General features: G+C 50.5%; 13 protein-coding genes. 4 read left to right on the top strand and 9 right to left on the bottom strand.

What is annotated here, in order from left to right; all coding sequences use genetic code 11:
- The first annotated feature begins 7 nt into the window (after positions 1-7).
- Complete coding sequence (locus tag BZG80_RS12230) at positions 8-943, top strand: aminoimidazole riboside kinase (RefSeq protein WP_077679467.1); 936 nt, start codon at positions 8-10, stop codon at positions 941-943.
- A gap of 17 nt (positions 944-960) precedes the next feature.
- On the opposite strand, the gene BZG80_RS12225 is transcribed toward BZG80_RS12230, so the two are convergent.
- The 4 genes from BZG80_RS12225 to BZG80_RS12210 form a co-directional block, all read right to left on the bottom strand.
- Positions 961-2940, bottom strand: coding sequence for a sensor histidine kinase (locus BZG80_RS12225; RefSeq protein WP_077679466.1), 1980 nt, complete (start codon positions 2938-2940; stop codon positions 961-963).
- A 247-nt stretch (positions 2941-3187) separates the two neighbouring features.
- Entirely contained in the window at positions 3188-4210 is a 1023-nt protein-coding gene (locus BZG80_RS12220) for an NADP-dependent oxidoreductase (RefSeq protein WP_077460671.1), read from the bottom strand.
- Between the two features lie 28 nt (positions 4211-4238).
- Positions 4239-5396 carry an iron-containing alcohol dehydrogenase gene (locus BZG80_RS12215; protein ID WP_021023422.1) on the bottom strand — a complete coding sequence of 386 codons (1158 nt, stop codon included), beginning with the start codon at positions 5394-5396 and terminating at the stop codon, positions 4239-4241.
- 200 nt (positions 5397-5596) lie between these two features.
- Positions 5597-6202 carry a TetR/AcrR family transcriptional regulator gene (locus BZG80_RS12210; protein ID WP_101494592.1) on the bottom strand — a complete coding sequence of 202 codons (606 nt, stop codon included), beginning with the start codon at positions 6200-6202 and terminating at the stop codon, positions 5597-5599.
- A gap of 228 nt (positions 6203-6430) precedes the next feature.
- Here BZG80_RS12210 and BZG80_RS12205 point away from each other — a divergent pair, with 228 nt between their 5' ends.
- The 3 genes from BZG80_RS12205 (at position 6431) to BZG80_RS12195 (ending at position 9012) form a co-directional block, all read left to right on the top strand.
- Entirely contained in the window at positions 6431-6730 is a 300-nt protein-coding gene (locus BZG80_RS12205; protein WP_021023424.1) for a DUF6916 family protein, read from the top strand.
- A 119-nt stretch (positions 6731-6849) separates the two neighbouring features.
- Entirely contained in the window at positions 6850-7281 is a 432-nt protein-coding gene (locus tag BZG80_RS12200) for a hypothetical protein (RefSeq protein WP_077460673.1), read from the top strand.
- A 186-nt stretch (positions 7282-7467) separates the two neighbouring features.
- Positions 7468-9012, top strand: a complete 1545-nt coding sequence (locus tag BZG80_RS12195; RefSeq protein ID WP_021023426.1) for a BCCT family transporter — start codon at positions 7468-7470, stop codon at positions 9010-9012.
- A 75-nt stretch (positions 9013-9087) separates the two neighbouring features.
- On the opposite strand, the gene BZG80_RS12190 is transcribed toward BZG80_RS12195, so the two are convergent.
- The 5 genes from BZG80_RS12190 to BZG80_RS12170 all read right to left on the bottom strand — a co-directional run bounded on the left by BZG80_RS12190 (position 9088) and on the right by BZG80_RS12170 (position 15096).
- On the bottom strand, positions 9088-10491 hold the full coding sequence (locus tag BZG80_RS12190; protein WP_077679465.1) for an aspartate aminotransferase family protein: 1404 nt from the start codon (positions 10489-10491) through the stop codon (positions 9088-9090).
- Positions 10492-10523: 32 nt separating this feature from the next.
- Entirely contained in the window at positions 10524-12083 is a 1560-nt protein-coding gene (locus BZG80_RS12185; RefSeq protein ID WP_077669575.1) for an NAD-dependent succinate-semialdehyde dehydrogenase, read from the bottom strand.
- A gap of 153 nt (positions 12084-12236) precedes the next feature.
- A complete protein-coding gene (locus BZG80_RS12180; RefSeq protein ID WP_021023429.1) occupies positions 12237-12725 on the bottom strand; it encodes an Lrp/AsnC family transcriptional regulator in 489 nt (162 codons plus the stop codon).
- 10 nt (positions 12726-12735) lie between these two features.
- Positions 12736-13731: a N(2)-acetyl-L-2,4-diaminobutanoate deacetylase DoeB gene (gene doeB / locus BZG80_RS12175; RefSeq protein WP_077679464.1), complete on the bottom strand. Its 996-nt coding sequence runs from the start codon at positions 13729-13731 to the stop codon at positions 12736-12738.
- A gap of 177 nt (positions 13732-13908) precedes the next feature.
- Positions 13909-15096, bottom strand: a complete 1188-nt coding sequence (locus tag BZG80_RS12170; protein ID WP_021023431.1) for a M24 family metallopeptidase — start codon at positions 15094-15096, stop codon at positions 13909-13911.
- Positions 15097-15101: the final 5 nt, after the last annotated feature.

Genomic DNA, 15101 nt, shown 5'->3' with positions numbered 1-15101 from the left:
AAGCGTAATGAGCAAGGTATGGGTTACCGGTGATGCCGTGGTGGATTTGATCCCTGATGGCGAGCATCACTACCTGAAATGTCCAGGTGGTGCCCCGGCTAACGTCGCCGTGGCAGTCAGTCGACTTGGTGGACAAACAGGCTTTATTGGCCGCGTTGGTGGCGATCCGCTTGGTCGTTTTATGCAGACTACCTTAGCAAATGAAGGTGTGGACATTGCGTTTATGCATCGCGACGAGGCGCAACGTACCTCAACTGTATTAGTCGAGCTGGATGATCATGGTGAACGAAGCTTCACCTTTATGGTTAAGCCCAGTGCCGACCAGTTTGTTCAGCCGTACGACTTCCCATTGTTCGAAGAAGGGCAGTGGTTGCATGCTTGCTCCATTGCCCTTGCGAACGAGCCATCACGCTCTGCTACACTCGGCGCGATGCAAGCATGTCGTGAAAATGGTGGCTTTGTCAGCTTTGATCCTAATTTGCGTGATGATCTTTGGCAAAGTGAATCACAGATGTTAGAGATTGTGTGGCAAGCCTTGCCGTTGGCGGATGTGGTTAAGGTGTCTGATGATGAGCTTGTCATACTCACTAAGCACCTACGCACTGAAAATAACTCTGTGAAAGCAGGGTTAGCCGCATTATCTGAGCGCGCACCGAATGTGTCTTTGTGGGTGGTGACACAGGGCAGTGAAGGTGCCCGCGTCGCGTTCAACCATACTGTTTGGCAGGTGCCGACCACACCGGCAAACGTGGTGGATACCACAGGCGCAGGTGATGCGTTTATGGGCGGTTTGCTTGCTGCGCTCGCCCAGTTGCCTGAGTGGCAGACACCAGAAGCAGTCACCAAGGCAGTGCGCCAAGGCAACCGTTGTGGCGCGCTGGCTACAACAGAAAAAGGGGCAATGACTGCATTACCCACAGCGGATCAGCTCAGCGTTGAATAGCGCCATATCCGCGCAATTCACGACGCGCCCTCACTGTTGGGTAGGGCGCGTTCGGGGGCGATAAGCGGCAGGGTAATGGTGAAGCAGCTACCGTGTTCGGGCTCACTTTGTACCTCAATGCGACCACCGAGGATGCCGGTGACGAGGTTGAAGGTGATATGCAAACCAAGCCCCGACCCACCTTGCCCGAGTCGGGTGGTGTAAAAGGGATCAAAAATACGTTTTTGTACTTCGGGCGTCATTCCTGCGCCATCATCGTGTATGCGGATACTCACACTCTCGGTTGTCGCCATGGTGGCTATGACGTGTATGTGCCCAGCGTCACGCCCGATAAACGCATGAATTAACGCATTATTGATTAAGTTGATCAACGTTTGGGTGAGTGCACCCGGGTAGCTGTTAAGCAGAATACCCGCTGGAATAGCGACTTCGAGCTGGTGCGGCGCGCGCTGAAGTGTCGGTCGCATCGAGAGAAGGACTTCGTTCATCAACAGATGTAGTTCAAAGTCGCGTCTGTGGTCACTGGTTTGATCCACCGCGAGTTGCTTAAAGGCACGAATTAATTCGGAGGCCCGTAACATATTACGTTCAATAATACGTGTCCCGTCTTCAACATGGTTGAGAAACTGATCGAGGTCGTCGCGGGTGATTGGCTGCTCGAGTTTGTGAACGAATTCGTGTTTGGTATCGAGTATCGAGGTGGAAGACATCCGGGCGTTACCGATGGGTGTATTCAACTCATGCGCCACGCCAGAGACCAACGAGCCGAGTGATGCCAACTTTTCATTCTGAACCAATTCCTCTTGAATCGCTTCGAGTCGTCTAAGTAGTGACTTAAGTTTTTCACCGTACGCGTTAACGGCTTGGCGCAATTCGCCTACCTCGTTCATCTTACCTACCGCCAACTCTTGGGTGGTTTCACCTTCAATGAGCTCTCGGATTTGCTGGGTGGTCTGTTGAATTTTACCTAATAGGTTGCGAGCGGTAATCGCGGCGATAATTCCCACAACGAGCAACAGCCCGCCAATGGCGAACATCAGGAACAGTCCCATGCTATCGGCAGCCGCTGTCATTTTGCTTTTGGGCACGACGAGACCGATCACCCAATCGGTTTGAGGGTATTTAATAATATGAACGTAAGCGGCTTCGTTTAGCACGCCGTCGTTCTTTATCGTGATCAGTTGACTATCTTGGAGAGATTGACTTGCCTGCAACGCTTCTTGTAGCCAAGGGAGCGCTTGCTCTAACTCGGTAACCGTTCGCAGCGTATTTCGATAAGGATTAAATCTTACCGCTACTTCGGGGAAGCTTATCGCTTTGTTATCAGCGTCCAAGGCGAACACATAGCCATCGTTTTCTTTGCCATAACGAGACAGAATGTCGGCAATGCCGCTCAGCTTCATGTCGACCGTTGCCACCCCAACAAAGCGATCGTTTTCTTTCATAGGCACGGTACAGGTAATCATGGATTCTTTGGTAAACGGGTCGATATAAGCGTTGGACCAACGGCAGCGATCGATAGGTGCTTGTTTTCCTGCTAGGTACCAGCGTTCATTATGGTAACCCTTGCCATCAGGGTTGTTGTAATCATCATAGTATTCCATATCGGGTCCTGTGCGGCCCCAAAAAAAACTACGTCGTTCTACGCCCGGTGTGAAGGTGTTGGGCTCCGGCCAGATCCCCCCACCGGCAATTGTGGGATCGCCATGATTGTTAAAGATCGGGGGAAAGAGGCTGCGGAATAGCGCTTCGTCTTTAGGAAGGTTGGTGCCCTTTAAGGCGATCGTACTGGTTAACAGTTCGATCTGTCCGAGTTTGGCATCGAGCAAGTCCAAGAGACCATGCTGGCTTATGGCGATTTTTTGGTGTCGCTGGTCAATCAGATCGGGCTTTACTTTCCATTCGACCACCGCAAAGATTGTGAGTAGCGCCATGACGAGAACAAGCGCGAGACCGAAAGCAATTTGGTGACGGATTGTTGGGGTAGGAGTGGGCATTGGAGATACATCCTTTCTTCTCGATTGGCTGCCGTGCGCACAGATCGCCTATTACTGCCAGTATTATCTAAGCTCAGCAATGATGATTAAGCCATCTCTCATCAGTGTAGCCCTCAGTGTGCATTTATGTGGTGAGAAAAAGCATATGTGAAAAAGTACACGTAATAAGCATATAAAAACCCCCTTAGCTATCCATCGCTAAGGGGGAGGCAGGGTTTTCGGTATTGCGAAATAAAGCGTGCGAGCTTTATTTGATATTGACGACCATCTTGCCGAAGTTACGGCCTTCTAGCACATCAATCAGTGCTTGCGGCGCTTGCTCAAAGCCATCCACCGCGTGTTCACGGTAATGAATTTGGCCTTCGCCGACCCATTTGGCCATATCATGCGCGAACTCAGGGTAGCGGTGCGCATAGTCATCAAAGATAATAAAACCTTTGATGGTTAAGCGCTTAACCAAGATGGTGCCCATCAACTGTGAGAGGCGATCTGGGCCATCGGGCAAGGCAGTGTTGTTGTACTGTGACACCAATCCACACACTGGAATGCGAGCACCGGTGTTGAGCAGTGGCATTACACCATCAAACACTTTGCCCCCGACGTTTTCAAAATAGATATCAATGCCTTGAGGGCAGGCTTCAGCGAGTTGCTCGGCAAAGTTGTCTGCTTTGTGGTCGATACAGGCGTCAACGTTGAGGTTTTCACGTGCGTATTGACATTTTTCTTCGCCACCGGCAATCGCTACTACGTGGCAACCTTTTAGCTTACCAATTTGCGCAACGGTTGCGCCGACGGGACCGGTTGCCGCCGCAACCACTAGGGTATCGCCTTCTTGGGGCTGGCCAATATCCAGTAAGCCCATGTAAGCGGTAAAGCCTGGCATCCCTAAGATACCGAGCGCGTAAGAAACCGGCGCCAGATCCGGATTGAGTTTGATCAGCGTATCGCCGTTTACAACTGAATGCGTTTCCCAACCTTTGTAAGCGAGTACCCAATCACCCGGGTGGTAATCGGCATGGTTAGACTCCAGCACTTTACCCACGGTAGCACCGACCATTAGGCCATCAATTGCCACCGGCTCGGCGTACGATTTTGCATCACTCATACGACCGCGCATGTATGGGTCGATAGATAAGTGGTGGTTTTCAATTAAAACGTCATGGTTGCCGAGAGCAGGAATATCCACTTCTTCTAAGCGAAAGTTCTCTGCAGTAGGCGCCCCTACGGGGCGCGATGCAAGAACAAAACGTTGGTTCATTGGTGATGACATGTGTGTCCTCCCTTATTCAGTACGGGAATTAAAGCGCGGCTTGCAGCACGCGGCGGCAAACATCCGGGGTCACATCGCCGTGCTCACCGAGCTGAGTCATGCCGTGCTGAGTTAAGCTTTCAATCAATGGTTCAATCGCGCTTTCGTCCAAGTCATAGTCGCTCATGCGTGTTTTCACGTTCATGCGCTCAAAGAAATCGCGGGTTTTCTCAATCGCTTGTTGAGCCTTTTCTGCTTCGCTGCCTTGCTCAATATGCCAGACACGCTCAGCAAATTGTGCGAGCTTGGCTTGTTTTTGCTCAAACTTCTCATTCAACATTGCCGGCAACACAACCGCGAGGGTTTGTGCATGGTCCAAACCATGTTGGGCAGTCAGCTCGTGACCAAGCATATGGGTTGACCAATCTTGTGGTACACCCACGCCAATCAAACCATTCAGCGCGAGAGTCGCGGTCCACATCAAGCTGGCACGGATGTTGTAATCTTCCGGGGTTTCCAGCGCTTGTGGGCCAAGCTCGATCAAGGTTTGTAGCAGGCCTTCGGCGAATCTGTCTTGTACCGGTGCGTTAGCTGGATAAGTGAGGTATTGCTCAACCACGTGAACAAACGCATCAACGGCACCGTTGCCGACTTGACGGATAGGTAAGGTATAGGTTTTTACCGGATCCAATACTGAGAATTGTGGAAACACCAATTCGCTCATAAACGGCAATTTCGCTTGCATTGACTCGCGATTGACTACCGAGCCCTTGTTCATTTCTGAGCCAGTAGCAGGCAAGGTGAGCACGGTGCCAAATGGCAGTGCGGCTTCGATTTTGCTGCCCATGCTGGTGAGAATGTCCCATGCATCGCCATCGTATTTCGCTGCTGCTGCAACAAATTTGGTGCCGTCGATCACCGATCCACCGCCGACAGCGAGCAGATAGTCGTAGCCTTCTTCACGCACTTTTTCGACCGCTTTCATTAGCGTGTCGTAGCGTGGGTTAGGCTCAATACCACTGAACAGGCCAAATTGACGCTCGCCAAGTGCTTGTTCAACTTCACCTAAGGTGCCGGTTTTGCGTGCACTCTGGCCACCGAAAAGAACCAAAACTTTTGCTGCGGCTGGGATGAGCCGATCCAGCTCGGCAATTTTACCTTCGCCAAAAACGATACGTGTGGGATTGTAGAACTCAAAGTTGTTCATTGCTCATCCTTCCTTTTCATTGTTGTCAGTCAATCAGTTTTCTCGTTTGATTAGACCGGTCGTCTAGTTAACGTTTATTTAAAACCCGCCTTGGCGGGTCTTGTTGAAATGCTTGTTTTATCAAAAAACCGGAAATGAAATGCTCACTAGCACCTCATCGTTGTTCCTCTTATGCTGCGTTTGTTCGTTTGACTTTTATACTAGTCAGCCAAGCCGAGTTTTTGTTGCGTAATGGTCATCGCCTGCGCTAGATGGCTGTCATTACGGTGCAGTTTTGTTAACAGTGTTGCCCCTAACCATAGCTGGTAAAGCGTCGTCGCCGTGGTTAAGGCGTTGTCATGGTTAAAATTGCTTTCGTCGAGCGCGAGTGCACTCGCTAAGCTACCAATCAGTTTGTCGGTGCCATCACGCAACGCAAGCCGCATGGGCTCGGAAAGATCTGCCACCTCAGCGCTTAGCTTAACGACCAAGCAAGTTTGAACGGGATCCATACTGCAGTACTGGGCCTGCCAAAGGGTAAAGTAGCGATGAACTCGCGTAATAGGCGGCAGCGTAGTGTCTGACAGCAAACTGTTTACTTCCGCTAAATAACGCGAAAAATAGTGCTGCAATACCGCCTGACCAAATTGCTCTTTTGAAGCAAAATAATGGTAAAACGACCCTTTCGGGACGCCGGCTTGTTTCAGTATTGCGCTAAGACCCACACCACTAAAGCCAAACTGCGCCATTACATTAACACCCGTATCCAGCAAATGCTGGTGGGTAGCGTTGTGGCTGGTGTGTTCTAATGTGCTACTTGATTTCATGTGGTATAGCATAATGAAGATTAGACCGGTCGTCTAGTGTTGTGTGTGATTTTTTTATCAGGGGATACAGAAAGGGGATTTAACGCAACATCACCCAGCCTGAGTGATATTTCCCGTATTTTAAGTCCGAAAAGCACTAAGCTGTTGTGCATTGTCGGATTTCTCTTCTAATCTTGATGGTGAGAGAGAAAAGGCGTAAATACGCAGTAACGGAACGCGGGAGGGCCGATGAATGTACTATCTTGTCAGCATGTCAGTGAGTTGATCGATCAGTCGATTACGCTTATTGACGGAACAGATACTGAATATGCTATGACGCTTGTTCGTGTTGATACCCATCCTGGTCATGGCGATGAAGTAAACGACCATTACGTCGAGAATTTCAGTTTGGTATTAAAAGGTCCTGAAGACACGCGCTTTCCTCAGGGAAATTATTTGCTCAGTCATCCAGAGTTAGGAGAGCAGATCCTCCATATGCTACCTGTAGGTGATGCGACGTATACCATCACCATCAATACCCAAGCCTGAACAGCCATTCTTACTGCTGGTTAAATAACCGCCACTCAACCACTTAGCACTTTCTTTTGATAGATTAGTCGCGCAAATTAAGTAGAATAAAGCGGCTAAGCTAGCAGTAGGGAGGTTATATGTTTGCCTGGCTGAGTGGCTTATTTGAAAAAGAACAGCTGCAAGCGTCTGTCTGGGTGAGAGACATCGTGGCGAGTAATCCGAAAGGGAGCTACGCCAAATACAAAAATTACTATGATCGCCACATCAATCGGATCCTCAAAAGTTATCACAAGGATTTTCTCCGCTTTGAGAAGTTCGCGGTACGTAACTATAAGCACAGCGATCAATCCGTCTTTATGGCAGTTAAAGTCGCTAGCTATGCCTACCAGCTTGGGCAGTTAAAAGTGGCGGCTTGTATTACTGCTGCGGTGATTTCTACCTGCAACCGTGCTAAAAGAGGCGATGCACAAGTTCACCCCAAACTGTATCGCGCGACGATAGTGTTGCATAAAAAAATCCTAGAGACAGGTAAGACGACGAAAAAACAAAAAAGCGCAGAACCAGCTTGATAGGTCACAAGCTGGTGGCTTTTTGTGCATTTAATAAAAATGTCATAAACCTATTCAGCCCCCGCCAAATCTGAATAAGTGATGTCTGTCACGGTTTCTATTCCATCCCTATGAGTCAATTTGTTCTGGTCATTCATTCGCCACACTGATAGAGTCCCATCCCTCACACACCTTGTGAGCGAACTAATGCTTAAATCTACACAAAATAACGACCGACTTGTTGCCGTATTTACTATCGGCTTTGTCGCTGTATTTCTTGCCTTTGCCCTGTTTGACCTAAAACACTTTTCCTCTGTGATCCAGTCTCTATTCTCTGAGTCTGCCAACCTTTTTGGTTACTGGTGGCAGTGGCTAATGGTCATCAATTTCGTATTGGCGCTAGCTATTGGCGGCAGTAAATTTGGTAAATTGAAACTTGGCGCCACCGATACCGTCTCAATGAGCCGTTTCCGTTGGGTTGCGATGATCATGTGTACCCTGCTTGCCGGCGGTGGTGTCTTTTGGTCAGCGGCTGAGCCTATCTATCACTTCATGACGCCACCACCAGCACTGGGTGAGATGGAAGCGGGTGTGATGGAAACCGTCGCCCCTGCGTTAAGCCAAAGCTTTTTCCACTGGGGCTTCTTAGCCTGGGCGGTATTAGGCACCTTGGCGACGATTGTACTGATGTATGCGCACCACCAGGCAGGCGTACGCTTGCGTCCTCGTGCACTCTTGTACCCTTTGCTCGGTGACAAGCTAGAAAATCACTGGCTTGGCTCTGTGATCGACGCTTGTTCGATCATTGCCGTAGCTGCCGGAACCATTGGTCCAATTGGCTTCTTAGCAACCCAGTTGGGTTATAGCTTGGAAAGCTTTGTGGGCATTGAAAATACCATGCCGATGCAAATGCTGATCTTGGCTGCTGTCGTGGCTATTTATTCCATCTCTGCGTTTACCGGTATGGATAAAGGTTTGCAATGGCTGAGCCGTATGAACGTTATCGGCGCCGCAGTGTTACTTGGTGCGGTTATCGTGCTCGGTCCTACCGGCTTTATCTTTGAGCAATTTGGCTCGGGCTTTAGCTACTACCTGAACAACATGCATACTCTCGCACTGAATACCGATAATGGTGGCTGGAACGCATGGTGGACCTGGTTCTTCTGGGGCTGGTTTATTGGTTTTGCTCCGATGATGGCTATCTTCATTGCGCGCATTTCTAAAGGCCGTTCGATTCGTGAGCTAATTTTCGCTGTTGCGATTTGTGCCCCAATTGCCACTAACTTCTGGTTCTCAGTATTGGGCGGTACCGGTATCTTCTATGAGTTGCAATCACCCGGTAGTATTTCTGGTCCCATGGCGGATGCCGGCTTACCCGCGATTTTGATTGCGTCACTGTCACAGCTGCCTTACAGCGTGATTCTGATCCCAGCGTTTATGTTGCTTACCACGACGTTTGTGGCAACCACTGGCGATTCAATGGCGTATTCGATTGCGATGGCTGTGTCTGGTGATAACCAACCAACCCGTAAACATCGCCTGTTCTGGGCGATTGTGATGGGCGTGGTCGCTGGTGTGCTTCTGCTCGCCGGAGACGGTGGTTTGAACGCGCTCCAGTCGTTCATTGTGATCACTGCAGTGCCTGTGTCTTTCTTGATTGCATTTACCTTTATCACCGGCCCAATAGCCGTGATGCGGATGCAAAAAGAAAAAGAAGCGAACCTGGCGCTAGAGCCTGCGACGGCCAATTAATGGCGTCATACATAGCTTAAAGAAAAAGCGCCGAATGTCGGCGCTTTTTTTATATCTGGCCTTCCTCGGGAGGTGCTATTTAGGTTGCCACTGCCCGCTGGTGACCAGTTTATCCATTACCTTATCGACCGCCACTTTGGCTTTTGCGACGATATCGTCCACTTCATTGGGTGTCACCACCAGTGGGGGCGCAAAGCCGAGAATATCGCCATGTGGCATCGCACGCGCAATTAGCCCTTGCTCTAAACACGCAGCCGCCACTTGTGGCCCCACTTTTAGGCTGGGATCAAAGTGACTGCGATGGGCGCGGTCAGGCGAGAACTCCAGCGCATGCAGTAACCCCACTCCGCGGCTATCGCCAATTAATGGGTGATCGGCAAAGGCGGCTTTCATTTTCATTTGCAGATATTCGCCCGTGGTTGCGGCGTTCTGAGTCAGATTCTCGCGCTCAATGATATCAAGATTACACAGTGCTGCCGCGGCGCCCAATGGATGCCCAGAGTAGGTATAGCCATGACCAATGGCGCCCCACGTATCGGTACCATCTTCAAGCACCTCCCAGACGCGATGCCCAACCATTACCCCAGACAGTGGCTGATACGCAGACGTTAACCCTTTGGCGACTGTGATAAGATCGGGTTTCATGTCGTAATAAATCGAGCCAAAATCACTGCCAATTCGGCCAAAGCCACACACTACTTCATCGGCGATCAGCAGTACGTCATATTTATCCAGCACTTTACGAATGGCCGCCCAGTAGCCCTCGGGGGGCGGTACGATACCACCGGTGCCGAGTACAGGTTCGGCAATCATGGCGGCGACGGTATCGGGGCCTTCAGCCAAGATCATTTTTTCCAGTTCATCCGCGCAGTGTTGTGCGAACTCTGGCTCTGTCATACCACTGTCTTCACGGCGATAGTAGTAGGGCGCCATCGTGTGTTTGATGCGTTCAATTGGTAAATCAAAGTGCGCATGGAACAAAGGCAGGCCGGTTAGTGAGCCGGACGCCACGCTAGAGCCATGGTAGCCCCGGTCGCGTGAGATAATTTTCTTTTTCTCGGGTTTACCGCGGGCGTTATTGTAATACCAAACAATTTTAAGCTGGGTTTCATTGGCATCACTCCCCGACATACCGTAGTACACCTTACTCATGCCAGGCGCCATGTTGATTAAGCGGTCTGATAAGGTTACCAAGGCCTCATTGGTGTGGCCAACATAGGTATGATAGTAGGCGAGCTTTTTCGCTTGCTCGTAGATGGCTTCTGCCATTTCTTCACGGCCATAGCCGATATTCACGCAATACAAGCCCGCGAAGCCGTCAATCAGCTCAACGCCTTCAGAATCGGTGATCCGGATCCCTTTACCTGACGCGATCACTCGGCCAGGCATTTCGCCATGCGCATACTGCTTGAGGTGCGTAGAGGGATGGAACACGGTATTTCTGTCTTTTTCTAGCAACGCTTTTGTTTCTGGACGCATGATCAGTCTCCTTATCCGTCAGCAAACCTGAATTAACTGCCGCTTACCGTGGGTAGGCCACCTAAACAGTAGTATTTGATTTCACTAAATTCGTCGATGCCGTAACGGCTTCCTTCTCGGCCTAAGCCCGACTGCTTGACGCCACCAAATGGAATCGGGTGGCCGGTCATTTTCACTGAATTGACACTGACCATCCCGACTTCTAAGCCGCGCAGACAGCGCCAAATATCTCGAATATCATGGCCATACACATACGCTGATAAGCCATATTCGGTATCGTTGCCCATGGCGATGGCTTCGTCTAAGTCATCGTAGGCAATCACAGCTGCGACGGGACAGAAAGTTTCTTCTTGATAGACCAACATCTCCGACGTCACCTTGGTGATAAGCGTAGGCGCAAAGAAGTTCTCACCCAGGTTGGGATTTAATTTGCCGCCCATCACAGTTGCCCCTTTGGCAATGGCATCATCGACGAGCGATTGCGCTTTCTCGACCGCACGGCGTGAAATTAATGGGCCAATGTCTGTGCTTGGCAATAGACCATTCCCCACTTCGAGTTCATCCATCAGTGCGGCAAAGGCATCGACGAACGCTTGATGTTTGTCACGTGGCACTAAAATTTTATTCGCCGCCAGGCAATCTTGGCCTGACGTTTGGAATTTTGCATCGATAGCGGCGCGAGCGGCTTGTTGAATATCCATATCAGGCAGCACGATAAAAGGCGCATTTCCCCCAAGCTCCATGGCGCATTTTTTTACGGTTTGGGCGCTTTGTTCTAGCAGTAGCCGGCCAACACGGGTAGAGCCGGTAAAGCTGAGCGCTTTGACTTTTTCACTTTGACACAATTGTGCTGAGACCATGGGAGGATCGCCTAAAATGACATTAAACACGCCGGCAGGGATCCCCGCACGCTCTGCAAGCTCGGCCAATGCGAGTGCAGAGAAGGGCGTTTCTTCTGCGGGTTTAACTATCACGCTGCAGCCAATGGCGAGTGCGGCAGCGGCTTTGCGCGTGATCATGGCATTGGGAAAGTTCCATGGCGTGATCAACGCCGCAACACCGATGGGCTCACGCAATGTGGCTAGATGTGCGTTGGGGATATGGCTAGGCATGGTGTCGCCATATACCCGCTTAGCCTCTTCAGCAAACCAGTGAATGAATGAGGCCCCGTACTCCACCTCGCCCTCGGCATCGCGCAAGGTTTTGCCTTGTTCGAGCACCATGAGGTGAGCAAGATCGTGTTGATTTTCCATAATTAGATCGTGCCACCGCATTAGCCGTTTTGCCCGCGTTTCAGCTGACTCGGCGCGCCACAGGTGAAACGCCGCTTCGGCATCATCAATGGTTTGGTTCACTTGTGCGGCACTCAAGGCAGCGGTATAGCCCAACACTTCGCCGGTTGCGGGGTTTAAAACTGGCGTATCGGACTCGCCATTGACCCATTTGCCATTGCAATACGCCAGTTGCCGAAATAGGCGCTGATCGTCAAGATACGCGAGCACATCGGCGCTTGCTTTACCGGTCGCATCGTGACGTAGTGTATTGGCCGCTGATCCTGTGTAGTGAAGATCACGTGATTGGAATACGGTCATACTCCCTCCTCTGACAAAATCGCCACGCTGCCTATCAGCGTTTGCTTACTCTTACTGTATGCAACTTATCGAAAAGAGGTTTTTTGTTAGACGACGATAAAACGGTGTTTTTTTCTGAACCCTACCTTTTACCGAATAAAATTTTCTGCAGGCTTATCCATTCGCGGCGGTGTCAGGAGCCTCGAGCGGGAGCGTGAGGGCGGGACGTTTCACTTGTTTGGTGACGATATAGGTGTAGTACTGTTTGATACCAAGATCATCAGTAAGCCAACGGTCAATCAAGCGTTGATAGTAGTCGATATCGGTGACGCCAAGGCGGACGATATAGTCAATCCCGCCACCTGTGGCCCAGCATTCTTTGACATCGTCACAAGCTTGCATGGCGCGCTCAAAGCGTTGAAAGCTCTGCACATCATGTTGGCCGAGGGTGATTTCAACTAATACGGTATTGAGCTTGATCACGGCATCAGGGTTAATACGCGCGCCGTAGCCTTCAATGACGCCCGCTTGCTCGAGCCGTTTTACTCTTTCCCAACAAGGGCTTACGGATAGGTTGATGGCGTGCGCGAGGTTCGACTTGGTGATGCGCCCATCTTGCTGCAGTATGTGTAGGATTTTGATGTCAAATTTGTCGAGCTTCATCTCACCTCCGTCATACAGGTTCGGCAATGACTGCAAAGGTATCACCGATATAAATCCGCCCGAGATGGCGTTTGGCCAGTAAAATGCCATCGCGTTCGGCATAGTAGGGAACGGGTTCGGTGCCAGTACGCTCGATATTATGCACTTTACCAATCAAATCCCCTTGCTTGATGGTATCGCCCAAGTGTACACAGAACTCAATAATGCCGGCATGCTCACTTTGTACATAGCAGTGTTTATCGGGTAGTTCGAGCTTGACGGGCGTAGCCGGTGGATGGCGATAGTCGTCTTGTAAAATACCTGAAAACACTAAAAAATTATGAATGCCGCGTTGGGTAATCGCGATCGATTCAGGTGTACTGGTGCCGCCGCCACCCAGCTCGGTGGTAACAAACACTTTGCCTTGTTGCTCGACGGCAGTGTCGTACATGCTGGTGGCGTCCATTTCGGTGGTTTGCACTTGATACGGCGCGCCAAACAGGCGAGCCCCCTCGGCACAGGCATCGGCTTGTTGCAGGTTTTCTAACCGATGTGAGGCAGCATAGGGAATAAGATCTAAGGTTTTACCGCCTGAGTGAATATCTAAGGCGGTATCACATTGCGGGATCAAATAACGGGTAAAATAGTCCGCAATTTGCTCGGTGACACTGCCGGTCGGGGAGCCTGGGAAGGTACGGTTCATGTTGCCTTGATCCCAAGGTGAGGTGCGTGTGCCTGCTGTTACCGCAGGGGCATTCATCATGGGTAAAATAATCACCCGACCTTTAATGTTGCTTGGTATAAGCTGATGGCATGTATTGAGTAATGCTGTAATACCTTCATACTCATCCCCGTGGTTACCGCCAGTGAGCAACGCGGTTTTACCTTCACCATTTTTAATCACGGTAATGGGAATCGTCACACAGCCCCAAGCGGATTGATCGTGGGAATGGGGCAGTTTGAGAAATCCATGTTGTACACCGTCCGCGTGAAAATCGACTGTGGCTTCAATGGCTGTTGGCTCCATAACTGCTCCTTGCTATAACCGTTCTCACTCTCGCTGCAGTCTTGGGCGTGGCGACCGCTTTTGGTATGTATTGACGTTTTTCACCGTTGGCGGCCTAGGTGCCAAGCCTATAAGAGTGATTTTAAATCATGATGTTATGAGTGTAGCACCTATCCACGAAACGCCAGTGTTTTACAACTAATGTTTTACAAATAGCTGCCGTGGCAAGTCACACAAGGTTTGTGCCCCTTCTTGAGTGATAATGATGCTCTCGGTCGTTTCTATCCCCCAATCTTTCATCCAAAGCCCAGGCATGAAGTGGAAGGTCATGCCTTCGCGCAGGATCGTTTGATCGCTCGGGCGCAAGCTCATGGTGCGCTCGCCCCAGTCAGGGGGATAACTTAGCCCGATAGGGTAGCCACAGCGCGCCCCTTCACGATCGAACCCGTACCGCAATAGCGCGTCGTTAAGGGCATTGGCAATGTCGCCACAGGTATTACCCGGTTTGGCAACCGCGAGACCAGCTTCAAGTCCTGCTTGTAGCGCTTCATCGGCGCGTTTGAACTCATCGCCAGGTTCACCCAAAAAGATGGTGCGTGACAACGGGCAGTGATAGCGACGATGCACGCCAGCGATTTCAAAAAATGTTCCCTCACCACGCTTAAATGGGCGGTCATCCCAGGTTAAGTGAGGCGCTGCCGCATCGCCGCCAGATGGCAACATAGGCACAATGGCAGCGTAATCGCCAAAGTGACCATCATGACCGACGACCGCGTGTTTATTTATTTCGGCTACCAATAAATGTTTGGGCAAGCCGGGTTCTATCATCTCAAAGGCCACGCGGTGCATATTCTCCACAATACGTGCAGCGGTGTGCATATACGTGAGTTCTTGATTAGATTTGACCGCGCGACACCAGTTAACTAGCCCGGTGGTGTCCACCAGGGTTGCCATCGGTAGATTTTCTTTGAGAGATTCGAACGCGGTGGCACTGAAGTAATAATTATCTTTTTCTACCCCAATCCGGCCGCGATCCCAGTAGTTTTCTGCCAGGACATAATTGCAAAGGTACTCCATAGGGTGGAGCGGTGGATTCATGACATAGTGGTCAGGGTAATAGGTGATGCATTCAGCGCTCATGTAAACAGTCCGCAGCGCACCATTGGCGTCTTGGATACGACCAAACCATAACGGATCGCCGGTCGAACCAATCACGACACACTGGGGCACATAAAAAGACCAGCCATCATAGCCTGTCAGCCACGCCATATTCGATGGATCGTGTACCAGCAAGGTATCGATATCGTTCTCTTCCATGGCATAGCGGACCTTGGCTAAACGGGCGCTGTATTCTTCATATGAAAACTTCAATACAACGTCGCTCATACGCT

Origin of the sequence: Salinivibrio sp. MA440, assembly GCF_001996265.1 — a bacterium.
Classification (GTDB): domain Bacteria; phylum Pseudomonadota; class Gammaproteobacteria; order Enterobacterales; family Vibrionaceae; genus Salinivibrio; species Salinivibrio costicola.
The sequence above is the reverse complement of the archived record's forward strand: the minus strand, read 5'-3'. Positions and strand labels throughout refer to the sequence as shown.

Bases quoted from the DNA above. Each gene is read 5' to 3' on its own strand.
- BZG80_RS12230 (WP_077679467.1), top strand. From the start codon at position 8: ATGAGCAAGGTATGGGTTACCGGTGATGCCGTGGTGGATTTGATCCCT.
- BZG80_RS12225 (WP_077679466.1), bottom strand. From the start codon at position 2,940: ATGCCCACTCCTACCCCAACAATCCGTCACCAAATTGCTTTCGGTCTC.
- BZG80_RS12220 (WP_077460671.1), bottom strand. From the start codon at position 4,210: ATGTCATCACCAATGAACCAACGTTTTGTTCTTGCATCGCGCCCCGTA.
- BZG80_RS12215 (WP_021023422.1), bottom strand. From the start codon at position 5,396: ATGAACAACTTTGAGTTCTACAATCCCACACGTATCGTTTTTGGCGAA.
- BZG80_RS12210 (WP_101494592.1), bottom strand. From the start codon at position 6,202: ATGAAATCAAGTAGCACATTAGAACACACCAGCCACAACGCTACCCAC.
- BZG80_RS12205 (WP_021023424.1), top strand. From the start codon at position 6,431: ATGAATGTACTATCTTGTCAGCATGTCAGTGAGTTGATCGATCAGTCG.
- BZG80_RS12200 (WP_077460673.1), top strand. From the start codon at position 6,850: ATGTTTGCCTGGCTGAGTGGCTTATTTGAAAAAGAACAGCTGCAAGCG.
- BZG80_RS12195 (WP_021023426.1), top strand. From the start codon at position 7,468: ATGCTTAAATCTACACAAAATAACGACCGACTTGTTGCCGTATTTACT.
- BZG80_RS12190 (WP_077679465.1), bottom strand. From the start codon at position 10,491: ATGCGTCCAGAAACAAAAGCGTTGCTAGAAAAAGACAGAAATACCGTG.
- BZG80_RS12185 (WP_077669575.1), bottom strand. From the start codon at position 12,083: ATGACCGTATTCCAATCACGTGATCTTCACTACACAGGATCAGCGGCC.
- BZG80_RS12180 (WP_021023429.1), bottom strand. From the start codon at position 12,725: ATGAAGCTCGACAAATTTGACATCAAAATCCTACACATACTGCAGCAA.
- doeB (WP_077679464.1), bottom strand. From the start codon at position 13,731: ATGGAGCCAACAGCCATTGAAGCCACAGTCGATTTTCACGCGGACGGT.
- BZG80_RS12170 (WP_021023431.1), bottom strand. From the start codon at position 15,096: ATGAGCGACGTTGTATTGAAGTTTTCATATGAAGAATACAGCGCCCGT.